The organism is Catenulispora acidiphila DSM 44928 (assembly GCF_000024025.1).
In the GTDB taxonomy this organism is placed as follows: domain Bacteria; phylum Actinomycetota; class Actinomycetes; order Streptomycetales; family Catenulisporaceae; genus Catenulispora; species Catenulispora acidiphila.
On sequence record NC_013131.1, the window covers coordinates 5,888,563 to 5,912,752 of the forward strand.

A 24,190-nucleotide genomic window follows, 5' to 3' on the forward strand; every position below is an offset into this window, starting at 1 on the left:
TCGCCGAGCCACAGGGCATCAGGTCGCTGAGGCGTCGCGGTCGGTCGGCCGATGCCTATCGCATGCGCGGGCGAAAAATCCTGCGCGGATTCTGCAAGAAGCCGATACGATCGCAATCCTCTTCGACCCCTTCGATCACAGCCGAGGTCGCGATCGCATGAGCACCCTTGTTCACGAAGGCCTGACCTACGCCGAGATCCAGGGCTACCGGCCGCTCCTGCTCGACCTGCACCTCCCGGTGACCGCCAGTCCGCAGTCGCCGGTGCCGGTCGTGGTCTGGATGCACGGCGGCGCGTTCTGGGAGGGCGATCGCAGGTATCTGCCGTCGAATCTCGCCCCGAACGCGGTGTTCGACACGCTGGTGGCGTCCGGCATCGCCGCCGCGACGATCGACTACCGGCTCTCCGGCGAGGCTACATACCCGGCGCAGCTGCACGATGTCCGGGCCGCGATCAGATATCTGCGTTCCAACGCCGCCACCTGGGGATTGGACGCCACGCGCGTGGGCGTCTGGGGCGAGTCGTCCGGCGGGACGCTCGGCGCGCTCGCAGCCCTCGCCCCCACCGACAGCGACGCCACCAGCGCCACCAACGCCACCAACGCCACCAACGCCACCGACCAACCGATCACCGCCGCCGCCCTGTGGTGCTCCCCCACCGATCTGGTGTCACTGCGCCACTTCAGCGCGATCTCCGGACTTCTCGGCGGCGGCGACCCCGAGGCGCTGGAAGCCGCAGCCGTGCAGGCCAGCCCTCTGACCCACGTCCGCGGCGACGCGCCGGCGTTCCTCATCATGCACGGCGACGCCGACCGCACAGTGCCGGTCCACCAAGCCGAACTCCTGCACAAAGCCCTGCTCGCCGTCGGAGCACGCTCCACCTTCACAGCCGTCGAGGGTGCCGGCCACGTCTTCGACGGACACCCCGACGCTCAGCAGCTCGTCGAGCAGGTTGTGGCCTTCTTCGCCCAGGAGTTCGCGCAGCCCGCTGCGGCCTAGCCGCCGGCCACGGAAAGCGCCGCCGCTGGTAGACCACGCCGGCCGCCACCGCCATCGCCCCGGCGAGCACCACCTTCAGCTCGAACCCGTCGCGCGGCCGCTCCCCCTGCGTGAGCGGCCGCGCGAACCACTTGATCAGCTCTGTGCGCCCGGCATCAGCGAGCACCGCGTGCAGGATCGACATGTCATCGCACCGGTGCATACTCGGTATGGTCTCGCGTCATGGAGATATACATACCGGGTATGCACCCGTTCCCGCAAGGCCGATCGCCGGCGCACCCGGACCGGAACCGGTTACCGGACCTTCGGTTCGCCCCTGCCGCTGACGAGGAAGACCGTCACCGCGGCCAGGCAGAGGAACCCGGCGGCGCCGAGGCTCGCGACGTCGAAGCCGTGGACCACAGCCCTGGCGCCGGAGCCGGGGTGCCCGTGGAGGTATCCGGCGGCAGCCGTTCCGGCGATCGTGCTGAGCACCGCCGTGCCGAGGGACGCGCCGATCTGTTGTGAGGTCATGACCATCGCTCCCGCCACCGCGGTGTCCTGACCGGCGCCCAGTGTCGCCGCGCTGTTCGCGGTGATCAGCACCCACCCGGTGCCGATACCGACGAGGAAGAACACGGGGAACACATGAAGCCAGTAGCCACTGTCAGCCTTCACGACGCCGAGCAGGGCCAGACCGGTTGCGATGGTCAGCAGGCCCGGGCACAGCAGCAAGCGCACCGGCGCGCGCGGTAGAAGCTTGGTCACCGCCCGCACTCCGGCGATGAGTCCGACCGTCAGAGGCAGGAAGGCCAGACCGGCGCGGATCGGTGAGTAGCCCAGGACGTTCTGCAGGAAGAACGTCAGGAAGAACAGCGCGGCGAACATGCCGACAGCCAGGCTGAACACCGCCAGGTAGGAGCCGGCTCGCCGCCGGTTGAGGACGACCCGCAGCGGAAGGAGCGGCTTGGCGGTCCGAGCCTGCACGAACACGAAGGCGACCAGCGTCAGCACCCCGATCACCAGCGGCACAACGGTGATCGCCGCACTCCACCCGTCGGTCTGAGCCCGAGCGAAGCCGAAGACCAGAGCCATGATGCCCCCGGTCGCCAGCAGCGCACCGAGCACGTCGACACGCACCCCGGCGTTGCGCGGAACGGGACGCACCGCGTACAGAACCCCGGCCGCGGCAGCGATCGCGATCGGCACGTTCACATACATGCACCAGCGCCAGTCGAGGTACTGGGTGAGCACGCCGCCCAGCATGACGCCGACGCCGGACGCGCTGCCCATCGCGGTTCCATAGATACCGAAAGCCCTGCCGCGTTCGGCAGGAACGGTGAACGTGGTCGCGAGTGTCGCGAGCACCGCCGGCGTCAGCAGCGCCCCGAACACGCCCTGAGCGGCGCGTGAGCCGAGCAGCATCGCCGGGTCGGTCGCCGCGCCGCCGAGCGCGGAGGCCAAGGCGAAGCCCGTCAGACCGATCATCAGCGCGCGCCGGCGGCCGATGAGGTCTGACATGCGGCCGCCCAGCAGGAGCAGGCCGCCGTAGCAGAGCGCGAAGATCGTGATCACCCATTGGCGCGCGGGATCGGACAGGCCCAGCGAGCGCTGCATCGACGGCAGCGCGATGTTCACGATCGTCAGGTCCAGGCCGATCATCAGCTGCGCCGCGGCGACCGCGGCCAGGACCCACCAGCGGCGGGGATCGGGGAGGGCGGGTTCGGAAGGGGGTCGGAGGGAGGCGGTCTCAGTGGTCCGTGTGGACTCGGTCGTCATGGCAGCACATCCGGTATCGGGATAGGTGAACGCCTGTAGTGCTACGACTGTAGCGTTATAACCGCCGCCCTACAATGGGCACCATGGACCCGACGCCCGAACCCCCAGGCGGCACCCGGAATCGCAACCCGCGCGGCAAAGGCGAGCAGCTGCGCGCGGACATCGTCGCCGCGGCCGTGCGCATGCTCGACGAACTCGCCGACGACCAGGCGCTGTCGCTGCGCGCGGTGGCCCGGGAGGTCGGCATCGCCGCGACGTCGGTCTACATCCACTTCGCCGATCGCGACGCCCTGGTCCTGGCGGCCTTGGAGCAGTGCCTGCTCGACCAGGTCGCGGCCATCGAGGAGGCGGAGGAAGCCGCCACCGACCCGGTGGCCAAGCTGCGCGCGCGCACCCTGGTGCTGGGCGACTGGGCGTATCAGCACCCTGGTTTGTACAAAGTCCTCCACGAGAGCACGCTGAACCAGCGCTCGGCCATGGCGTTCAAGGCGAAGCTGTTCGAGGGCACGACCATCGCCGTCCGCCGCTGCATGGACGCCGGACTCGCGCCGGCCGACGACGTGGACGCGGTCTCGCTGGATCTGCGGGCGGCCGTGCACGGCACCGTCTCGATGCGCGTCAACCAGCCGGATCTGCCGTGGCCGCCGCTGGAGGAGCAGGTCGACCGGTTCCTGGTCAAGCTCGTCGGGGTCGCTGCCCCATCGTCATGAGGATGGCTCGGCTATCAGCATGGCTCGGCCGTCAGCTCGCTGAGCTCTCCTCGTGCTTCGCGCGCCATGCGTCGTGCGCGTTGTAGAGCATCCGCTGGTGCGTTTCATGGAGACCGCTGATGGCATCGCCGACCCCTGCCTCGACCAGCCGCCCGACCGCGTCGATCAGCTTCACCACGTCTGACACGGCGAGTCCGTCGATCAGCAGTCGGTGGTGATAGTCGAACGACAGCGGACCGTTCTGCAGTTCGGCGATGGTCTTCTCGGTCTGGTGCGCCACCTCGCGATGCAGCGCCGGAGCCAGGCCCGAGGCCAGGATCACCGCGATCTCCTCGGCGAGCGCGTCGCTCTGCGCGGCGGTCAGCTCATCACCCACCGCGTCGCCGATCACCCAGCGGGTGACGTCCCGGAAGTGCTCGCGCAGGACCGGGACATCGGGATCGGCCAGGCCGCCCGAGTACGCGCCGGGAATCGGATCGCCGCTGTCTGCCATGGCGGCAATCTAGCCCGGATGTCCGACAGGCCGCCCGGAAAGGACGGCCTGTCCCCTGGAATCTCAGGACCCTGACTTCTCGATCTCCGCGACGATCCGGGCCGCCTCATCGCTCAGCGACACCGAAGAGCCCTTGGCCAAGGGCTGCGAGGCGTGCGCGGTGTACCAGGACTCGACAGCGGGACCGGCGGTCACCTTCCCACTCGCGTCGAGCGCACCGGGCAGATCCGAGCCGGCGATCAGCCCGGCGTCCAGAAGCTCGGAGGCGATCACGGCGTGCGCCGCCCCGGCCGCTGCGAGCTTCGGGACCTGGCCGATGAGCGCCTGCGCCTTCACCGCCTCATCGGCTAGCGAGACGTGCGAGGACGGCGACAGCGTCCCGTTGCCTCCGGTGCCGAACCAGGTCTGGAACCCGGCGTTGTAGACCACGGTCCCGCCGACGACCATGTCCGGTCCGACCGGCTGGTCGGTGGGCTGGCCGGTGTCCAGGACCAGTTGCAGGACGGCGACCCGGGCGCGCACTCCGGGGTAGTGGTAACCACCGTCGGTCGCCGACGATGTCGTCCCCCCATGACCGCCGCTGCCGCTGCCGCTGGAGCCGCAGCCCGCCGCCGCGCCGGCGAGCGCCGCCACGGCGAGGACGGCGGCCCCGCGCCGAAGCCGCTGGCCGCGCCTCACTGGTGGAGTCCGAAGGCGTTCTGAACCTGGATCGCGTACGTCTCCAGCGATTTCGATCCGTCCACCGGCTCTCCAGTCTTGGGGTTGATCGGTCCCAGGGGTGTGTTCTCGTGGTTGCCCCACCAGGACTGGAACGCCGGTCCGTACACGACCTTGCGGGTCGTCGCGTCCACGATCCCGGGGCTGTCGGCGAGGTCGAGCTTTCCGGAGTCGTAAGCGCCCTGAGTCGCCAGGAGCCGGGCGAGGTCGACCTGGCTGATGTTCGCGTTCATGTTGTCGATCGTGGCCTGAGCGGCGTGCGTGGTGTCGAAGAAGCGCCCGATGGGACCGGCGCCGGGACCGACCGTGGGCTGCAGCAGGCCGTCGAGCGTCTGCACGATGCCGACCGAGGCGCCGGGGATGCCGTCGGCCGGGCCCGGGGCGTTGCCCAGCGCGCCGGCCAGCATGTTGAACATCACCTGGTGGTTGGCGTTGGTGGCGTCGACCTGCTGCGCGGCACTCAGGTGCTTGCCGTTGACTACCGACTGGGTCAGGGCCACCAGGTTGGCGTAGTTGGGGGTGAAGTCGAGCTGGGGTCCGCCCTGGATGGCGGCCTTCACCGCATCGCTGTACTGCGCCTGCACGAAACCCTGGAACCCGCCGGCGGACTTCGGGTCGGACATGATCTCGTCCAGGAAGGCCTTGGTCTCATCGGTGGTCGCGACGAAGTCGTACGGGTTGCCGGGCATGTCCCCGCGCGGCAACACGCCGTCGGTGTGGCTGTCGGCCGCGGATTGCGCCAGATCGAAGGAGTAGGCGTTGCCGTAGTTGTAGAGCGCGCCGCGGATGGAGTCCGGCAGCGGGCCGACGGTGTAGATGTGCTCGTTGTTCGACGGGTCCCACGAGCTGAACGCGGCCGTGGCCCGCACGACGTTCAACGCCGCCTGCATCCCCTGCTGTGAGGCCGGGTCCGAGCCCGGCGTCTTGGCCAGGATCGCGGCGTTCAGGAACCCCGCGATGGTGTTCGGGTCGATGACCAGATGCGGGCCTTCGTTCTCGTTCATCGTCGTGTAGTAGGCACCGACTGTCTCGGTGATCGGCGCGGAGCCCTCCAGCAGCTGGGTGGCCAGTTTCAGCCCGCCGTCGCCGGACAGCGCCAGCCGTGCGGCCGTGCCGTCCTGGGTCGCGGCGGTCAGCGCCTGGCTCAGCGCCGCGTCGTAGACGTCGGTCGGTCCGTTGAACGGCAGGTTCGCCGTCTCGTCGGAGAGCTTGGTGGTGAGGTCCGCCAGGAACTGCGCGCCGTCGCCGTCCCCGAAGTCCTTGCCGTTGCCGTCGGCGGCGACGAGCCGGGCCAGGCCGAGCAGCCCGGCTCCGGTGGTGGGCGCGATCAGCAGGTTGAGATCCCCGGCGGAGGCGGCCTTGGCGGTGGCCTTGCCGAGCATGCTCATCAAGGCCTGGTCCGCCGGCGGCAGGCTGCCGTCGGGGAGCTTGTCGTGCTGGTCCAGGTAGCCGGGGACCTTGGCGGCCACCGGTCCGAAGGCGAGCCAGAAGTCCGGGATGTTCCCGTACTGGTTCACCATGTCCTGTAGTTCGGCGCGCACGGCGTCGGGCGGCAGCGCGCCCGGGGCGTTGTTCATCGCGTCGTTCAGCGATTGGATCTGGGCCTCGTAGATGCCGTCGCCCAGGTGCTCCAGGCCGGCGCCCAGATCGGTGAGGTTCCCGCCCGCTTTGGTGAAGGTGGCGTTGAAGCTGGCGTAGCGGGGGTCGCTCAGGGCGGTCCTGACGCTGCGCAGCTCGTCGTCGGCGTTCGCCACCGCCGACGCGGCGGCCCGCATGGCGCTCTGGTAGTCCCCGGCCGCGTTCTGCGCCTGGTGCGCCAGCTGCTCGGCCAGGCCGCCCGGGCCGTCGACGGTCTGCGGCGCGCTGGCCGCCTCAGCGTGCAGCGAGCTCTGGACCTTGGCGAAGGAGGCCTTCCCGTCGCGCAGCTTCTGGGCGAAGGCGCGCACCGCCGAGGCGGCCTGGCTGTAGGCGTCGCCCATCTTGCCGAGCAGCCCGGGAACCGGTGACAGGGTACTGCGGAAGGCGTCGGCGCTCTTGCCCATCCAGGCGTTCATGGACGGGTCGCCGAGCAGTCCGGACAGGCTGACCCGGACCTCCTCGACGTCGTCCTCGCGGGCGGTCAGGCCGGCGACGACGGCGTCGAACTGCCCCGGGTCGTCCGGCCACGGGTTGTAGGTCGGGAGCGGGACGCCTCCCGCCGAAGGCGCGGCGACGGCGTTCACAGCGCCTCGATCATGTGGCCGTGGACGTGGGTCTGGCGCGCCTGGGCGGCCAGATCCTCGTCCAGCTGTTCCGCGGCGGCCGCGGCCGAGGTCGCCATCGCCGCCAGCGCCGTCAGGTAGTCGTTCAGACTGGAGCCGCAGGCGGTGTCGTTGATCGAGAACGACTCGAGGTTGTCGTTGAGCACGTCGGAGCAGACAGCCTCGCTGTAGATCGGAGCTTTGAGATCCCCGGTCAGGCTCTGCAACCGCGCAGCGAAATCGGACAGCGCTCGGCTGTCCAAGTACAGGTCCGGCACAGTGGTCCCCCCGCGTGTACCTGGTGTTTTGTAAAGTTGTGGTGACAGCGCGTCGATCCTAATTCAGTTTTCTGTTACTCCACAACCGTGGTGACGCATGTCCGTCTTCGAGCTGAACGCCGACCCGGAGACGAACGCGGCGACCGCTTCGGCGAACACTTCAGGTTCCTCCAAGTGCCCCATGTGTCCGCTGTTCTCCAGGATCAGCAGACGCGATTCCGGAATCAGGGCATGGAGTTCCTGACCCCAGCGCACCCCGCAGATCACGTCGAAGCGCCCTGCGACGACCAGCGCCGGGACGCGCAGCGCGGGCAGTGCGGCGCGGTCGTCGACGCTGTCGGGGACGCCGTGCTCGTCCAGCCCGGAGATGTAGGTGGCCCGCAGCGCCTTCTGCAGCTCGGTCCAGGGCGCCGGATCAGTCCAGTACGAGGCGACGTAGGCCGGGATGATCCCGCGTGCCACGCGCATCATCGACTCGTCGTCGGTGATGTGCGGGATCTGCGCGAACGCGTTCAGGGCGTCGGGCAGCAGCGGATTGCCGGCGTGCCGCTCGGCGAGTTCGCCGACCATCCGCGCGGCTTCGGCGCCGAAGGCCTGGTCGGTGGCCGGGGCGCTTTCGTAGAGGACGATCCCGGCCAGCTGGTCCGGGCGCAGGATCGCGTGGTACTGCGTCACGAATCCGCCGTGCGAGTGCCCCAGCAGGTGCACGCGCTCGACAGGGAGGAGGTCGATCAGCTCGGACAGATGACGGCTGTACAGGTCCCTGGTGTAGCCGTGGGGATGCGTCGCCAGGCGTCCGGAGTCACCGGTGCCGGCCGGTTCCATGTAGACCATGGTCAGGCGCTGCTCGAGCGCTGGGGAGCGCAGGTACTCCCAGGCGATGCCGGGACCGCCGGGAACTGCCACGCACACCGGTCCGGTGCCAAAGACGTGGTAGCGCAAGGTGATTCCGTCGGCTTCGTAGGAATGCGAGCCTTCGCTCAGCGGTCCGGAGGTCGAGGGGTGAGCCATGAGCGGACTCCCGATCTTGAGGGTGAGTGGTTCACCGACAAGATGCGAGCGGCGCGCCGGAGTTCGATTCCGGCGGCGTGATCTGGCTCACAGGGCGGACCCTAGGCCGCGAGCCGTTGCTCCATCACGGATTCGGCCAGCGGACGCGGGTGGAACAGCCGGAGCCGCGCGACCCTGCCGCCGTCGAGGTCCATGACCCACGCCGCGGTCGGCGGGCAGTGTTCGGGGTTGTCGGGCGGGCTGGTGATGTCCATCTCCCACACCGCCAGCGACCGGCCGGCGATCACCTTCACCGGCCGCTGACGTACGCCGGCAGCCAGATCGCAGTCCATCGCGCGGGTGATCAGGGCACTGCCGCCGAGCCGGGACCCCCCGTACATCAGCGCCACGTCCGGCGACCAGCGCTGCGCGACGACCCGCCCGAACTCGCCGGCTTCGGCGGTGGCGAGGGTGTCGTGCGCCTCGTCCCAGCTCGCGGCGGTGCGCGTGCGGGCGTCGCTGTGCGCGGCCTCGGCGGTGGCGGCGAGCGCGGCGGCGAGCTTGGCGCGCGCCTGGTTCAGCCTGCTGCGGACGGTGCCGGCCGGGACGCCGCAGACGCGGGCGATCTGGTCGTAGGCGGTGACGTGCTCGCTGAAGTGGCGCAGCACGAGCGTGAGCCGCAGCGCCGGGGACAGCTGCTCGATCGCCTCCCAGAGCCAGTCCTGCATCGCGTGGTTTTCGAGCAGCTCGTCCGGGCCGGGAGCCGAATCCCGGTGCGAGGCCAGCTCGTCGAGGGGAACGAGGCGCTGCGCGTCCCGCAGCTGCCCGCGGCACTGGTTGCGCACGATCATCCGCAGCCACGCCCCGGCGGCGGCCGGGTCCCGCACGTCGCCGATCCGGCGCAGCGCGACCAGGACCGCGTCCTGGATGGCGTCGTCCGCATCCGGGCCCGGACCCAGGATGCTCAACGCCACGGCGCGCATGCCGGCGCGGTGCTGCTCGAGCAGGAGCGCCAGTGCCGCGACGTCGCCGGTTTGCGCGGCGCGGACCAGCGCCGTGTCGGTGTCGGTGTCGGTGGGCGTGCCGGCGGTCGCGGTGCTCACGTGCTCCCCAAGCCTTTCCGTCAGGCAGCCGCGCGCAGGTCGTCGGCTGCGGCGAGTGCGTAGTCAACCTTGTCATCCGCCGACGCGATCTTCGAGGCGGGCTTCAGGAACAGCGCGAGCCCGATGCCGACCGCCAACGCGGGTGCGATCCACAGGTAGCCGTTGGCGGTCGCGTGCGCGAAAGCGTCCAATGCGCTGTGGCGCAGCCCGACCGGCAGGTGAGCGATGCTGTCGGGGCGGGCGGCGTCGAAGCCGCCGGCGCTCGGCAGGCCGCGGGTGCCGGTGGCGAAGCCGGTGTTGAGCAAAGTGCCGAAGACCGCGACGCCGAACGCGGCGCCGATGGAGCGCGCGAAGGTGACCACCGCGCTGGCGGCGCCGAGATCGCCGGCCGGCACGCTGTTCTGAACGGTCGTCAGGACCACCATCGGGACCATGCCGATGCCGATTCCGGTGATCAGGAAGTAGACGCTCAGCAGCACAGTGCTGGTGGCGCCGCCGATGGTGCCCAGCAGAAGCAGCCCGGCCAGGTTCGCCGCCAGACCCGCGAGCAGGATGACCCGCAGGCGTTCGACGTGCGCGGCCCAGCGTCCGGCGAGGGACTGGCTGACGACCAACCCGGCGACCAGCGGCAGCATCGAGATTCCGGACAGCGTCGCCGAGACGCCGTGCACGATCTGCAGGTAGGTCGGCAGATACACCAGCACCGAGAACATCGCGGCGTTGGCGAAGAAGGCGATCAGCGAGGAGAAGACGACGGTCCGCGAGCCGAGCATCGCCGGCGGCAGCACCGGCGCGGCGGCGCGGCGCTCGACCGGGATCAGCACGGCGGCCAGGGCGACGGTCGCAAGGATGAGCCCGACGATGCCCGGCGAACCCCAGCCCCAGCGCTGGCCGAAGGAGGTGACCAGCACCAGACCGGTGGCTATCGCAGCCAGGATCAGCGAACCGAGATAGTCGATGCGCGCCTTGGCTCCGCGCGTCGCCTTCGGAAGTGCCCGCGCCGCGATCACCAGGGCGACCAGCCCGACCGGCAGGTTGATCAAGAACGCCCACCGCCAGGACAGGTGGTCGGTGAAGATCCCGCCGAGCAGCGGCCCGACGATGCTGGCCACGCCGTAGACCGACCCGAACATGCCCTGGTACCGGCCGCGATCGGCCGGCGGGACGATGTCGCCGACCAGCGCGAAGGTCAGCACGATCATGCCGCCGCCCCCCACACCCTGCAGCACCCGGGCGCCGATCAGCTCGGCCAGATTCTGCGCCACCCCGCACGCCACCGAGGCGATGAGGAACGTCGACGTCGCCGCCAGATAGAGCCGCTTGCGCCCGAACATGTCGCCGAGCTTCCCCCACAGCGGCGTGACCGCGGTCGAGGCCAGCAGATACGCGGCGCTGACCCACGCGATGTCGTCGAAGCCGTTCAGATCCTCAGCGATCCGCGGCAACGCGGTGGAGACGATCGTCTGGTCCAACGACGCGAGCAGCACGGCCAGCACCAGCGCACTCATCGCCGCGGCCACACCTGTCGGCCGAGCCGTGGAAACCTGCCTGCTTTCGGAAAACTGCCGGATCTTCGGCATGAGGTACCTCCCACCTTTCTGTCACATCACTGTAGCACTTACTGAATGAGAGGCTACATTGATGAGGCGGTCGGTGCCTTCGAAGCCCGCACGCCGAGGGTCTGAGCCCGCTGGATTGCGGTCGATGCCGCAGCCGCGTCCACCATCGCCATCGCCGCGCAGTCGCCCCGTCTCAGGCCCGCGTCAGCTGGTTGCGCGCCTCGACCGCCTTGATCGTGTTCTTCAGCGCCTTGGCCAGCACGCCCTTGCCGGGACCGCCGAGCAGGACGCCGGTGAGGCGGCCCTTGAGGTTCTTGCCTTCGCGGACGACCACGACGTCGAGCTGGGTGGAGCCGTCGGGCTGGGGGGTGAAGGTGTAGGTGTGGCCGGAGGCGCCGCCCCAGATGTTGGAGTCGGTGGTGGTCATCACCACGCGGTGCGGGTCGGTCCAGTCGTAGGTGAGGCGTTCCCAGATGCCGCCGGAGCCCTCGGTGACGTCGGCGTGGCCATCGCTCTGGGAGTGCACTTCCAGGAATTCGTCGGCGCTGTTCGGGAACAGCTCTCGGCGGCCCGGGCCGAAGTCGGTGAGGCTGGCCACGAACTGCTCGGGGGTGGCGAGGGTCTGCTCGGTGAAATGAATGGTCGCCATGGCGGGTCTCCTTGTGTTCCTGAAATCGATGCGCGTCCGGTACGCATTCAGGCTCGCCGAAGCCGGGCTGCGTCGAGCCAGTACCGAACCCTGGTGGGACCCGACCCGGGGCCCCACCGGAGCCCTGGTCCCGGGGGCCCGGGGCGCGGCCAGGGTTCTTCCCTGGCGCGGGAGGCGGCCGGCGGAGGGGATCGTGACAGTCGTGACAAGTGATCCCTCAGCAGCGCCGCTGCACGGCCGGGCCCGCGAACAGCAGGTCCTGGACCGGCTGCTCCACGATCTGCGCGCCGGCCGCAGCCGCGCGCTGGTCCTGCGCGGGGACACCGGTGTCGGCAAGAGCGCCCTGCTGGGCTACCTGGCGGGGCAACCCCTGGCGGGTCGGGTCGTGCGCACCGCCGGGGTGGAGACCGAACCCGAGGTCGCCTTCTCAGCCTTGCAGGAGCTGTGCTCGCCGCTGCTGGACCGTCTCGGTCGGCTGCCCGCCGCCCAACAGTCAGCCCTGGCCACCGCGCTGGGTCTGGAAGAGGGCGCCTCACCCGGACCGCTGCTGATCGGGCTCGCGGTCCTCGGGCTGTTCGCCGAAGCCGCCGACGACGAACCGCTGGTCTGCATCGTGGACGACGTCCAGTGGCTCGACGGCATGTCCGCAGCAGTCCTCGCTTTCGTGGCCCGCCGGCTCGACGCCGAAGCGGTCGCCTTGGTCTTCGCGACCGCCGACAGCCGCTTCCTGGCCGGACTGCCCGAACTGCGCGTGGCACGCCTCGGCGAGGACGACGCCCGCGCGCTGCTGGACTCGGTCCTGCCCGGACCGATCGACCCCGCGCTGCGGGACCGGATCATCGCCGAATCGCAGGGCAATCCATTGGCGCTGGTGGTGCTCTCGCGCCGGACCGAGGAAGGAGTGGGTCGACCATGACGACGATGGTGGGGCGAGGCGAGGAGCTGGCCCGGCTCGCGGCGTTCGTGACAGCCGGGACGGGCCAAGCCCTGGTGCTGCGCGGGGAAACCGGCGTCGGCAAGAGCGCCCTGGTCAACCACACGGCGGCGAGCGCCGAGCGCGAGGGGCAGCGCGTCGTGCAGGCAGCCGGTGTCGAGGCGGAATCCGAGCTGCCCTACGCAGGTCTTCACCAGCTGCTCTACCCGGTGCTGGCCGAGCTCGGTCCGTCGCAGGACGGCGCCTGGCGCCAGCTCGACGCCGTCTTCGGCCGCACCGAGGGAGGCGACCCGCCGTCCGTCATGACGCTCGGCATCGCCGTCCTCAGCCTGCTGAGTCGCGCCGCCGACGACCAGCCGCTGGTCCTCGTGCTCGACGACGGCCAGTGGCTCGACGACCCCAGCGCGGACGTCTGCGGCTTCGTCGGCCGCCGCCTGACCGGCAGCCGTGTGAAGCTGCTGGTGGCGGTACGCACCGACATCGCCTCGCGGTTCGACACCGCGGCGCTGCCCGAGCTGCCGGTCGCCCCGCTGACGCGCGAAGACGCGGCGTTGCTGCTGGACCAGCGCTATCCGCAGCTCGGCAAGCAGACCCGCCACACCGTATTGGAGCAGGCGCAAGGGAACCCGCTGGCGCTGCTGGAGCTGCCGGCGCATCTGTCCGCTCAGCAGGACGACAGCATTCCGGACGACTTCTTCGCCCAGCCCGGCGTCGCCCTGCCGCGCCGCCTCCAACACCTGTATGGCGGCCGTATCGCAGCCCTCAGCGACACCGTCCGCGCCGAGTTGCTCATGGGCGCCCTGGACGGCGTCGGCTCTCGGCCCGGAGACGGCGCGGCGGGCCTGCGCTACCGCATGCACAACGTCGACGAAGCGGTGGCGAGCAAGCTGCTGGAGGTCGATCCGGCCACCGGCGACGTCACCTTCCGCCACCCGCTCGTGCGCTCCAGCGTCGTGCAGACCGCCACCCCCAACCAGCGCCGCGCGGCGCACGAGGCGCTGGCGCACGTCCACCGCAAGAACCTCGAACGCCGCGCCACGCACCTGGCCGCCGCGACCGTCGACCCGAACGAGGACGTCGCCGACATCCTGGAGGCCGCGGCCGAATCGGCGACCCGGCGCGGCGGCGCCCTGACCGCCGTGACCTGGCTGACCCGCGCCGCCGAGCTGAGCGTGACGCACAGCGACCGCTCGCGGCGGCTGTCGGATGCGGCATTCATCGCCGGGCACGCCGCACGCCTCGGACAAGCGCGCGTGCTGGTCCAGGCCGATGCGGACGCCCACGCCTCGGAGTCGCCGGCGGCGGTGCTGGCCGCCGGGTATCAGGCCTTGTATCAGGACGGCGATGTCCGCTCCACCCACCGCCGCGTCACCGCCGCGATGGAGAAGCTGCGGGATTGCGGTTCAGCGGGGTCCGGGTCCGGGTCCGAGTCCGAGTCCGGGTCCGGGTCCGGGTCCGAGTCCGAGTCCGGGTCCGAGTCCGGGTCCGAGTCCGGGTCCGAGTCCGGGTCCGGGTCCGAGTCCGAGGAGGTCCTGGCCCGACTCGTGATCCTCCTGTTGGCGATCGCCCAATTCACCGGGGACAGCGGAACCTGGGAGCGATGCCTGGATCTCGTGGAGTCGCTCGAGGAACCGGTGGCCGAGCGAGCCCGGCTGTTCAGCAACACCTGGAGCGACGTGGTCCGGCACGGTGCGGGCTGGGCCGCGCCGGTGGCTCGGGCCGTCGCGGACCTGCCAGATCTGGAGCCGTGGGAGGTCTCGCGGCTGGCTGTGGCCTCCTACCACCTGGACATCCTCAGCGAATACCGTCCCTACCTGCAGCGCGTCGTGGACCGCGAGCTGGAGACCGGCGCGGTCGCCAGCGGCATGGTGATGCTGCACCTGATCATGTTGGACCAGATGGCCGTCGGGGAATGGGACGAGGCCGAACAGATCGGGCGGCACGTCCTGGAGCTGGCGATCGGGCACGGCCACGAGTTGTTCGCCGCCCAAAGCCGCGGCTACCTGGCGCAGCTGGCGGCGATGCGCGGGCAGGCGGCGCGCGCCAGAGACCTGCAAGCCGAGGTCGACGCCTGGGCCCGGCCGCGCGGTCTGGGCTTCCTGACTCAGCTCGCTGATTCCGCCGGCGCGACCGCTGCCCTCAGTGCCGGGGACTACGAGGCGGCATACCTCTACGCCATCGGCATCACGCCGCCGGGATCCTTCCAGGCGTACACGTATCAGGCCTCGCGCACGCTGCTCGACCTGGTGGAAGCCGCACTGCACACCGGACGCGCCGCGCGGGCCCGGCAGCACGCCCTCGCCGCGCGCGAGGCCGGACTCCCGGAGATCTCACCGCGCCTGGCGCTGATCACGTATGGGGCGCTGGCGATGACCGCGGAGTCGGATAAGGAGGCTGCGGAGATGTTCACGCTGGCCGAGTCGCATCCGGAGGCCTCGCGGTTTCCGTTTGAGCTGGCGCGGATCCAGCTGGCGCACGGCATCCGCGTCCGGCACGTCGAGGGCCGTGCGGCGGCGCGTGAGTTCCTGGTGCCGGCGGCGGAGGCGTTCGAGCGGCTTGGCGCGGGAGGCTGGAGCGAACGCGCGCGCTCGGAAGTGCGCGCCACCGGCACGCCGCCGCGCGCCTCGACGCTGAATCTGGCCTCGCTGACCTGGCAGGAGCGGCGCATCGCCGACCTGGCAGCCAGCGGGCTGACGAACAAGGAGATCGGCAAGCGGATGCATCTGTCGCCGCGCACCGTCAGCTCGCACCTGTATCGCATCTTCCCCAAGCTCGGCATCACCACCCGCGCGGCGCTGCGCGATGCGCTGAGCCGCACTCCGGATGTCTCTCAGGTGTGAGATCCGGACTGAACCTATGATCATGGTGAACGCCATGGTCAGCCGACGGACACCGGCCCGACTTCAGCAGGGAGAGCAACGATGTTGGTGGGGCGACACGCCGAGTGCGCGCGGCTGGACGCCCTGCTGACGGCGTTGCGGGACGGTCGCAGCGCGGCGCTCGTGGTGGTCGGCGAGGCCGGTGTCGGCAAGAGCGCGCTGCTGGACCACGCGGTGCGGTCCGGCACGGACGTGCGCGTCATGCGCGCCTCCGGTGTCGAATCGGAGATGGAACTCCCCTACGCCGCCTTGCACCAGCTGTGCCTGCCGCTGCTGGACGGGATCAACCGGCTGCCGACGCCGCAGGCTGACGCGCTGGCGCGGATCTTCGGCATGCGCGCCGGTGACGTGCCGAGCCCGTTCTTCGTCGGACTCGGCATCCTCAACCTGCTCGCTGACGCCGCGCGCGAGCAGCCGTTGCTGTGTCTGGTGGACGACGCGCACTGGCTCGACGAGGCTTCGGCGCAGGTACTCACTTTCGTGGCACGTCGGCTGCGTGCCGAGTCGATCCTCCTGGTGATCGCCAGTCGCCGCGCGATCCCTGCCATGCAGGGTCTGGCCGAGCTGACGGTCCGGGGTCTGGGCTCGGAGGACGCGAAGCAGCTGTTGAACTCCGTGCTGCGCTGGCCGATGGATGACGGCGTCCGAGCGGCGATCCTTGCCGAGGCGCGCGGCAACCCGCTGGCGTTGCTGGAACTCCCGCTGGCTTCGCCCGATCGCCTCGCCGGCGGCTATGGCTTTCTGGAGGCGTCGGCGTTGCCGGGGCGGATCGAGGAGAGCTTCCGTCGGCGGATCGCGGAGCTGCCCGCCGATTGCCAGGACCTGCTGCTGCTCGCCGCCGCCGACTCGACCGGCGACCCGGTGCTGGTCTGGCGTGCCGCCGCGAGCCTCGGGCTGAGTCCGGAAGCGGCGCGGCCGGCGGCTGAGGTGGATCTGCTCGCGATCGGTGTGCGGACCGCGTTCCGCCACGGTCTGGTCCGCTCGGCTGTGTATCGCTCGGCGTCGGCGGAGGCCCGGCGGCGGGCGCACCGGGCTCTGGCTGAGGCGACGTCGGCTCAAGCCGATCCGGACCGGCGTGCCTGGCATCTGGCGCACGCCACGGAGAACCAGGACGAGGCTGTCGCGCTGGAGTTGGAAGCCTCGGCGGATCGCGCGCAGTCCCGGGGCGGTCTGGCTGCGGCGGCTGCGTTCCTGGAACGCGCGGCGTCGCTGACGGCCGATCCGGCGGTGCGCGCCGATCGGGAACTCGCCGCCGCGCAGGCGAAGTACCACGCGGGGGCGCCGGAGGGTGCGCGTGTCCTGCTCGACAAGGTGGAAGCCGGTCCTGCCGACGAGTTGCGGTCCGCTCAGGTCCGACACCTGCGCGCCTACATGGCTTTCGCCACCGGGGACTCCGCACAAGCGCCGGTTCTATTGCTGGACACGGCTCGGCGGTTCGAGCGGCTCGACCCGGTGCTCTCGCGCGAGAACTATCTGGACGCCCTCGCCTATGCGTTGATGGCCGGTCGCTACGCCGACCGCGCGACCGTCGCGGACGTGGCCGCCGCCGCGCTGACGGCGCCCTCGGCCGGCGCGGACCCGCACGCTCCGGACCAGCTGCTCGACGCCTACGCCGTGCTGTTCACCGAAGGCCACGCCGCCGGGACTGCGCTGGTGCGGCGTGCGCTGGACGCCTTCCGCCGCGACGAGTTGCCGGTGGCGGAGGCGACGCGCTGGCTGGTCATCGCCGCCCACGGCGCCTACGAGATCTGGGACGACGAAGCCTGGGAGGCGCTCACCGCGCTGAACGTCCGGCACACCCGGGCCTCCGGCGCGCTGACGATGCTGCCGGTCGTGCTGACCCAGCGGATCGCCGCCTGTCTGCACGCCGGCCGGTTCCAGGACGCGGCCGACCTGCTCCAGGAGTCCGAAGCCGTCGCCGAGGCCACCGGCATCGCGCGCCCCGCCTACGACGCCGCCGCCGTGGCCGCCTGGCGCGGCGACACTGAAGCACACGCTCTCATCCAGGCCGCGGAGGCCACCGCGGCCCAACGCGGCGAAGGCCTCGGCGTCACCCTGATCAACTACACCAACGCCGTGCTCCACAACGGCCTCGGCGCGTTCGAGCAGGCCAAGGACGCCGCAGCGCTCGCGGCGGCGAACCTCACCGAGACCGCCTTCGCCTCCTGGGCCCTGAGCGAGTGGATCGAGGCCGCGATCCGCTGCGGCGACCGAAACGAAGCCGAGCACGCCCTCGAGCGGCTGGCCCGAACCACGACCCCGAGCGGGACCGCCTGGGGCGCAGGCATCGAGGCACGCTCCCGCGCCCTACTCGCCGAAGGCCCACCAGCCGACGCCCTCTACCGCGAAGCGATCGACAAGCTCGGCCGCAGCCACGGCGTGGTCGCCCTAGCCCGCGCGCACCTGCTGTACGGCGAATGGCTGCGGCGCCAAGGACGCGAACCCGACGCCCGCGCCCACCTGACCACCGCACACACCACCTTCACCGACATCGGCGCCCAAGCATTCGCCCACCGAACCCGCGCCGAACTCACCGCCTCCGGCATATCAGTCCCGCAGCCCACCACAACCCCCACCGTGGAACTGACAGAGCAGGAACGCCAAATCGCCCGCCGCGCCCGAGAAGGCCGCTCCAACGCCGAAATCGGCGCCGAACTCTTCCTCAGCGCCCGAACCATCGAATGGCACCTCCGCAAAGTGTTCACCAAGCTCGGCATCAGCTCCCGCAAGGAGCTGCGCACGGCGCTGCCGTGAGGCGCGGGAGCTGGCGCTTCTGGCTTGCGGATGGGTTGGGGTCGTGTTGCTTCACAAACCGCCGGCCGCCAACGCGGCCTAGCCATCCTTCACCGAACTGCGTTCCCTGCGAGGCCATTCAAACCGTGCGCGAAGCTGTAAAAAGGGGCGCTCATAGCTTATGTGTGGGTGGCGGGGCGGGGCGAGGCGAGGGCTGGTGCGGTTTGTTTGTGGTTTTTTATAAGCTTTTTACGTCTTCGAGCATGGTTTGATGGCCTCGCAGGGGGCGTAGTTCGGTGGTGGGTAGCTAGGCCGCGTTGGCGGCCGGCGGTGGTGGAGCGACACGACCGCGCGTAGGTCCGAGTCGCTGCGCACACGTTTGGGCTGGCGGGTGTCTGCCGCGTTTGAGGGGCACCTGAAGTCAAGGTCAAGGGCAGGCGCCTCCGGCGGGGGCACTCCGCAACGGGGGGTCGGGCCGGGTCGGGCTGCTCGGCGGCGGTTCGAATGTTGGTCGCCTTTGTCCCGGATCCCTCGCCGCTGTCGTCGCCGTAGACGGAATCATTGCGGCCTGGCGGAGTCAAGTCGGATCGCAATTGCTGTGGTGCTGTTTCGTTCGACTTGACACCGCCAGTCCACAATGATTGGCAGAGCCCGCCGACAGCGACGAGGGATCCGGGACAACACCCTTGTGGGGAGGAGGTCCCCCGCCTATCGCAGAATGCTCACCACTTGCAGGCTTCCAGTCCCGGCGCGATGCCGGCAAAAGGCGCAACTGCCTTTCCCAAAAGGTGTCGGCGAGTAGGTGAAGCAGTAGCCTGGCACCCACGTCGGTGGATCCTCCACACCATACGGGGTTGTGTCCCGGATTCCCCGTCGCGTCGGCGGGCTCTGCCAATCTTTTCGGACTGGCGGTGTCAAGTCGGGCGTTTCTCGACCACAGCAAAAGTGATGCGACTTGATACCGCCAGGCCGAAAAGATTCCGTTTACGGCGACGACGCGACGGGTAATCCGGGACAAGGCGACCACAAGCAACGACCGCCGCCCAACAACGCGGCGCCCCCTCCCCGGAGCGAGTGCCGCTCGCCGCGAAGGCGCCGCCGGAGGCCCCGCCCTTGATTTCTGGTGCCCCTCAAACGCGGCCGCGACCCGCCAACCCCAACGCATGCGCAGTGACTCGGACCGGTGCGCGGTCGTGAACACGAACAACCGCCGGCCGCCAGCGCCGCCCAGAAACACTCAACCGAACCGCGCCCCCTGCGAGGCCATCAAACCATGCTCGAAGACGTAAAAGGCTTCTAGAAACCCACTAACCAACCGCACCAACCCAACCAACCTGCGCACCGCCCCGCCCCGCAGCCCACCCCATATCAATCAGCCGCGCCCCCAAAGCCCGTCCCCGCCCTCAGCGCTCCCCCGCCGACAGGGCGCCGTCCAGCTCACGGCGTGAGGAGATTCCGACCTTGACGAAGATCTTGCGCAGGTGCCATTCGACTGTGCGGGGGCTGAGGAAGAGCTGTGCGCCGATCTCGGCGTTCGAGTGGCCGGCGGTCACCAGGCGGGCGATCTGCGCTTCCTGGGGTGTCAGGACCGGTGTGCCGATGGTCTGCTTGCGCACGGTCTCGCCGGTGGCGAGTAGTTCTCTGCGGGCTCGTTCGGCGAAGGCCTCCAGGCCGATCGTTACGCATGCCTCGTGTGCCGCGCGTAGTTCCTCGCGGGCGTGGGCGCGGCGGTTCTGGCGGCGTAGCCACTCGCCGTAGAGCAGGCGGGTGCGGGCCACGAAGACGTCGAGGCCGCCGTCGGTGAAGTGCGCGATGGCCTCGCGGTAGCGGTCTTCGGCCTGGTCGGCGGTGCCGACGAGGGCGTCGGCGACCGCGTGGGCGCCGAGGGCCCAGGGTGTGCCGGCGCGGCTCCAGTCGCTGAGCCGCTCGCGGGCCTGTGCCGCCGCGGCTGCCCCGTCGGCGCGGCTCGCCGCCTCGACCAGTTCGCTGCACGTCCAGCGGTAGGCGACAAGGTCCTGATATTCCATGCCGCGCAGCGCGGACTCCATCGCCTGCGGATAGTTGCCCAGACCGTTGTGCAGCACCGCTCGCGAGCACGCCGCCATGCCGATGAGCCGCCCCAGACCGCGCTGCTCGCCGTCGCGTTCCATCGCGTCGATCACGTCCAGCGCCGAGCGCTCCCGTCCCCGATACGCGCTGAGCAACGCCGTGGTGACCAGGCTGGTCGCCGCACCCGCCGCTTCCTCGGTCGCCGAAGCCTCGGCCAGCAGTGCCCAGGCTTCGGGAAGGCGTCCGACATACCCCAGCGAGGCTGCCCGATACGGCAACGCCGTCGACAGGATCGAAAATGCTCCGGTCCGCCGAGCGAAGCCGACCGCGCGCTCGGTGACGCTCAGCCAGGCCTGCAAGTCCCCGAGCTCGACTGCCGCATTCGCCGCCGGCCACATGTCAGCCAGGTCCGCGTCGTCGGTGAGGGTGCTCAGCGCCTGCTCCAGCAACGGGAAGGCGGCGACCGGTCCCTCCAGACTCCAGGCGGTCAAGGCGCGCAGGAAGACGCCTCCCATATCGTCGCTCGGCGGCAGCTCGCGAGCGGCTTCGGCGGCCCGCCGCATCCCGCTCGCGTCGAGCCGTCCGGCCCAGATCGCCGCGCCGAACGCCGCCAGGCACGTCTCGCGCGCGGCAGCCGGATCCAGGTCCCGCAAACCGCGCGCGGCGTCGATCAGCGGCTGAACGGCGCCGAGCCCGGAGTTGGTCATGGCCGAAGCCTTGGCGCGCAGCCGGTTGGCATCGGCCTGCTGCAACGGGCTCAGCGGACCCAATTCGGCGGCGGCGAGCAGGTCCGGCAGCCGGTATGGCAGTCCTGCCTTGAGATAGGCCTGCGCCGCCGCCAACGCTCGCCGCGCGCGCTCGGACGGATCCGGGCTGAGCGCGGCTGCCTGTTCCAGGAAGGAGGCGGCGGCTGCCCGGCCGCCGCGCGCCAGGGCACGGTCGGCGGAGCGCTCCAGGTCGGCGGCGACCTGCTCGTCCGGGCCGAGCGCGGCGTGCGCGCGGTGCCAGGCGCGCCGGTCGGGGTCGCGATCGGCGTCGGTGGCTTCGGCGAGGGCGGCGTGGACCGCCAGCAGCGTGGCTCCGTCCGCGCCGTGCCAGACGGCCGAGCGCACCAGCGGGTGCCGGAAGCGCAGCGGCGTGCCGGGGTTGAGCAGTCCGGCGGCCTGCGCCGGTGCGGCGGCGTCGGGTCCGACCTCCAGCAGGCGTAGCGCGCGCCACAGCAGCAGCTCGTCGCCGACCGGCTCCACCGCCGCGACCAGCAGCAGCGTGCGGGTCTCGGCGGGCAGCGCCTCCACACGCCGCCGGAAACCCTCCTCGACCCGGGTCGCCAGCGGCGCCGAGCCCGGTCCGCCGAAGCCGAACGCCAGCTCCGCCGCCGACAGCCCGCGCGGCAGCTCCAGCAGCGCGAGCGGGTTCCCGCCGGTCTCGGCGACGATCCGGTCCCGGACGCGGGCCTCGACCGGACCGGGCAGCACCGCATCGAGCAACGCCCGCGCCTCGGCGTCCCCAAGCCCGCCGATGCTGAGGGCGGGCAGCCCGGAGAAGCCGTCCTCCGTCTGCTTGTCGGTGACGCGCTCGGCGAAGACCAGCGCCACGGATTCGGCGTCCAGGCGCCGTCCGACGAAGGCGAGGATGCGCTGGGACATCAGGTCCAGCCACTGCGCGTCGTCGACCAGGCACAGCAGCGGGGCGCCGGTCGCCGCCTCGGCGAACAACCCGAGCACCGCCACGCCGACCAGCAGCATCTCCGGTGCGTTGCCCGCGCTCAGCCCGAAGGCGACGCGCAGCGCGTCCTGTTGCACCTGCGGCAGCTGGTCCAGGTGCGTCAGCAGCGGAGCGCACAGATGTTGCAGCGCCGAGTAGGCGAAGTCGGACTCGGCCTCGACGCCGGCGGTCCGGACCGTCTGCATCCGCACCGGCGGCAGCTGTCCCACGCGCCCCGACGCCGCCTGCTCGGCGAGGTGGTCCAGCAGCGCCGACTTGCCGATACCGGCTTCCCCGCGCAGCACCAAGGCCCGGCTGCGGCCTTCGCGCACCTCGCGCAGCAGCCGGTCCAGGGTCTCCAGCTCGCGGTTCCGCCCGAGCAGCTGGTGTTTCGCGTCTTGCGGCATCTGTCCTCCGGCGTGGGTTCCTCCCGGAGGAGATTGAGGCCATCTTACGAGCGCGCGGAGGTGGTTGAGCTGCACGGATGGGCCGTCCGCGAGTGACGCGGCTGACTCAGCGCCAGATGACTGATGTCCCGGCGATGCCGCGGAGGCGACATTGGTGGTTGTCGGAGCTGGCGATGAAGATGAAAGGAATTTGACATGGCTCGCACATGGTTGATCACTGGGGCGTCCCGGGGTTTCGGTCGGGGTCTGGCCGAGGCGGTGTTGGACAGTGGGGATCAGGTTTTGGCGACGGCGCGGCGTCCGGAGCAGTTGGCGGATCTGGTCACGCGCTATGGCGCCTTGGTGCGTACTGCGGCGTTGGATGTGACCGACGTCGAGGCGGCCAGGGCTGCGGTGGCTGCTGCGGTGGGGGAGTTCGGGCGTCTGGATGTGGTGGTGAACAATGCCGGGTTTGCCAACAGTGGTCCGATTGAGGAGATGGCTGAGGCGGATTTCCGGGGTCAGTTCGAGGCGAACTTTTTCGGTGTGGTGAATGTGACGCGGGCGGCGTTGCCGGTGTTGCGGGCGCAGCGGTCGGGGGTGTTTGTGCAGTTTTCTTCGGTGGGTGGCCGGGTGGGTGGCACGCCGGGGATGGGTGCGTATCAGAGTGCGAAGTTCGCGGTGGAGGGGTTCTCGGAGGTGTTGGCTGCGGAGGTGGCGCCGTTCGGGGTGAAGGTGGTGATTGTGGAGCCGGGTGCGTTCCGCACTGATTGGCAGGGCTCGTCGATGGAGCTGCACGCTGTCGGTGCCGACTACGAATCCACGGTCGGGGCGATGAACGCCTACCGCGCCGAGAACAGCGACAACCAGCCCGGCGACCCGGTCCGTGCCGCGCGAGTGATCATCGATGTGGTCGGGCACGACGACCCGCCGCGCCGCCTCCTGCTCGGCGCGCAAGCCGTCACCAGCGCCCTGGCCGCCGGCGAGGCGCGTGCGGAGGAGACCCGGAAGTGGGCCGACGCCAGCGCCGCCGCCGACTTCCCGCCCGGGGAATGAGCGGCCGTCGTTCCTCCCGTTCTCGCAGACTCACCAACAAACTCACCGAAAGAGACCGTTTCATGAACCGCAAAACCTGGCTGATCACCGGCGCCTCCAGCGGCCTGGGCAAGGCGCTCGCCGAACACGTTCTGGCCCGGGGCGACCAGGCGGTGGTCGTCGCCAGCTCGACCGCCGCCACCGCCGAGCTGGCCGCCCGCTACCCGGAGACCGCGCTGGCCGTGCGCCTGGACGTCACCGACGCCGGGCTGCGGGCGGCGGGCGTCCGGCTGGCGGAGGAACGCTTCGGCGGCATAGACATCCTGGTGAACAACGCCGCGATCGACTTCGTCGGCGCCCTGGAGGAGCAGCGGGAGGCCGACTACCGCCGGCTGTTCGAGGTCAACTTCTTCGGCGCCGTCGAGCTGACCCGCGCCGTGCTCCCCGGCATGCGCCGCCGCGGCTCCGGCGTCATCGTCAACGTCTCCTCGATGGACGGCCTGGCCAGCCTCCCGGCCAACGGCTACTACTCGGCGAGCAAGTTCGCCCTCGAAGGCTTCACCGAGGCACTGTGGCAGGAGATCGCACCGCTCGGTCTGCACGCGATGATCATCCAGCCCGGCTCCTTCCGCACCGGCATCGAGCACCGAACCAAGGCCTCCGGCGACCCGATCGAGGACTACGCCGCGACCGCCGGCGCCTTCCGCGCCATGCTGGGCAACCTGTCCCCGGAGATGTTCCCCGGCGACCCCGACAGAGCCGCCGAGGTCATCTACGCGGAGGCGACGGCGCCCCAACCCCGCCACTGGGTCGTCCTGGGCAGCGACGCGCAGCGCCGCATCGGCGTCAAGCTCGACCAGCTCCGCGCCGAGTTCGACGCCGGCAAGGACGTGGCGCTGAGCACGGACTTCCCGGGGAGCGCAGACAACGCGGTCCTCTGAAACACCTCTTAGTCACCTCTGAGACACCCCGCTGA

At 70.5% G+C, this 24,190-nt stretch carries 17 protein-coding genes; 7 read left to right on the plus strand and 10 right to left on the minus strand.

Annotation, left to right across the window (positions count from 1 at the left end; translation table 11 throughout):
* Positions 1-157 precede the first annotated feature (157 nt).
* Positions 158-997 (plus strand): alpha/beta hydrolase, encoded by an 840-nt coding sequence (locus CACI_RS25365; protein ID WP_015793718.1) that lies wholly within the window; start codon positions 158-160, stop codon positions 995-997.
* 294 nt (positions 998-1,291) lie between these two features.
* Here the strand turns inward: CACI_RS25365 and CACI_RS25370 are convergent, their stop codons facing one another.
* On the minus strand, positions 1,292-2,755 hold the full coding sequence (locus CACI_RS25370) for an MFS transporter (protein WP_015793719.1): 1,464 nt from the start codon (positions 2,753-2,755) through the stop codon (positions 1,292-1,294).
* A 74-nt stretch (positions 2,756-2,829) separates the two neighbouring features.
* Between CACI_RS25370 and CACI_RS25375 the strand changes: the two genes are divergently transcribed.
* Positions 2,830-3,465 carry a TetR/AcrR family transcriptional regulator gene (locus CACI_RS25375; protein ID WP_015793720.1) on the plus strand — a complete coding sequence of 212 codons (636 nt, stop codon included), beginning with the start codon at positions 2,830-2,832 and terminating at the stop codon, positions 3,463-3,465.
* Between the two features lie 31 nt (positions 3,466-3,496).
* Here CACI_RS25375 and CACI_RS25380 read toward each other — a convergent pair whose 3' ends face one another.
* From CACI_RS25380 to CACI_RS25415, 8 genes are all read right to left on the minus strand, one after another.
* On the minus strand, positions 3,497-3,958 hold the full coding sequence (locus CACI_RS25380; protein ID WP_015793721.1) for a hypothetical protein: 462 nt from the start codon (positions 3,956-3,958) through the stop codon (positions 3,497-3,499).
* Positions 3,959-4,021: 63 nt separating this feature from the next.
* Positions 4,022-4,591 carry a hypothetical protein gene (locus CACI_RS25385; RefSeq protein ID WP_143765389.1) on the minus strand — a complete coding sequence of 190 codons (570 nt, stop codon included), beginning with the start codon at positions 4,589-4,591 and terminating at the stop codon, positions 4,022-4,024.
* A 41-nt stretch (positions 4,592-4,632) separates the two neighbouring features.
* Positions 4,633-6,897 carry a hypothetical protein gene (locus tag CACI_RS25390; protein WP_015793723.1) on the minus strand — a complete coding sequence of 755 codons (2,265 nt, stop codon included), beginning with the start codon at positions 6,895-6,897 and terminating at the stop codon, positions 4,633-4,635.
* Entirely contained in the window at positions 6,894-7,193 is a 300-nt protein-coding gene (locus tag CACI_RS25395; protein WP_015793724.1) for a hypothetical protein, read from the minus strand. The genes CACI_RS25390 and CACI_RS25395 overlap by 4 nt, the downstream gene beginning before the upstream one ends.
* Positions 7,194-7,256: 63 nt before the next feature.
* A complete protein-coding gene (locus CACI_RS25400; protein WP_015793725.1) occupies positions 7,257-8,204 on the minus strand; it encodes an alpha/beta fold hydrolase in 948 nt (315 codons plus the stop codon).
* Positions 8,205-8,305: 101 nt separating this feature from the next.
* The gene (locus CACI_RS25405; protein WP_015793726.1) at positions 8,306-9,286 is read right to left on the minus strand and encodes an RNA polymerase sigma factor; all 981 of its coding nucleotides are present in this window, start codon (positions 9,284-9,286) and stop codon (positions 8,306-8,308) included.
* A 20-nt stretch (positions 9,287-9,306) separates the two neighbouring features.
* Entirely contained in the window at positions 9,307-10,794 is a 1,488-nt protein-coding gene (locus CACI_RS25410; protein WP_190276632.1) for an MDR family MFS transporter, read from the minus strand.
* 244 nt (positions 10,795-11,038) lie between these two features.
* A complete protein-coding gene (locus CACI_RS25415) occupies positions 11,039-11,494 on the minus strand; it encodes an SRPBCC family protein (RefSeq protein WP_015793728.1) in 456 nt (151 codons plus the stop codon).
* Positions 11,495-11,687: 193 nt separating this feature from the next.
* Here CACI_RS25415 and CACI_RS25420 point away from each other — a divergent pair, with 193 nt between their 5' ends.
* The 3 genes from CACI_RS25420 (at position 11,688) to CACI_RS25430 (ending at position 18,061) form a co-directional block, all read left to right on the plus strand.
* Positions 11,688-12,410, plus strand: coding sequence for an AAA family ATPase (locus CACI_RS25420; protein WP_015793729.1), 723 nt, complete (start codon positions 11,688-11,690; stop codon positions 12,408-12,410).
* Positions 12,407-15,268: a helix-turn-helix transcriptional regulator gene (locus CACI_RS25425; RefSeq protein ID WP_015793730.1), complete on the plus strand. Its 2,862-nt coding sequence runs from the start codon at positions 12,407-12,409 to the stop codon at positions 15,266-15,268. The genes CACI_RS25420 and CACI_RS25425 overlap by 4 nt, the downstream gene beginning before the upstream one ends.
* Positions 15,269-15,349: 81 nt before the next feature.
* The gene (locus CACI_RS25430) at positions 15,350-18,061 is read left to right on the plus strand and encodes an AAA family ATPase (RefSeq protein WP_015793731.1); all 2,712 of its coding nucleotides are present in this window, start codon (positions 15,350-15,352) and stop codon (positions 18,059-18,061) included.
* Between the two features lie 1,382 nt (positions 18,062-19,443).
* Here the strand turns inward: CACI_RS25430 and CACI_RS25435 are convergent.
* The gene (locus CACI_RS25435) at positions 19,444-22,200 is read right to left on the minus strand and encodes a helix-turn-helix transcriptional regulator (protein ID WP_015793732.1); all 2,757 of its coding nucleotides are present in this window, start codon (positions 22,198-22,200) and stop codon (positions 19,444-19,446) included.
* A 195-nt stretch (positions 22,201-22,395) separates the two neighbouring features.
* On the opposite strand from CACI_RS25435, the gene CACI_RS25440 reads away from it, so the two are divergent.
* Both CACI_RS25440 and CACI_RS25445 read left to right on the plus strand, forming a co-directional pair.
* A complete protein-coding gene (locus CACI_RS25440) occupies positions 22,396-23,235 on the plus strand; it encodes an oxidoreductase (protein ID WP_015793733.1) in 840 nt (279 codons plus the stop codon).
* 62 nt (positions 23,236-23,297) lie between these two features.
* A complete protein-coding gene (locus CACI_RS25445; protein ID WP_015793734.1) occupies positions 23,298-24,155 on the plus strand; it encodes an SDR family NAD(P)-dependent oxidoreductase in 858 nt (285 codons plus the stop codon).
* The last annotated feature ends 35 nt before the right edge of the window (positions 24,156-24,190 follow it).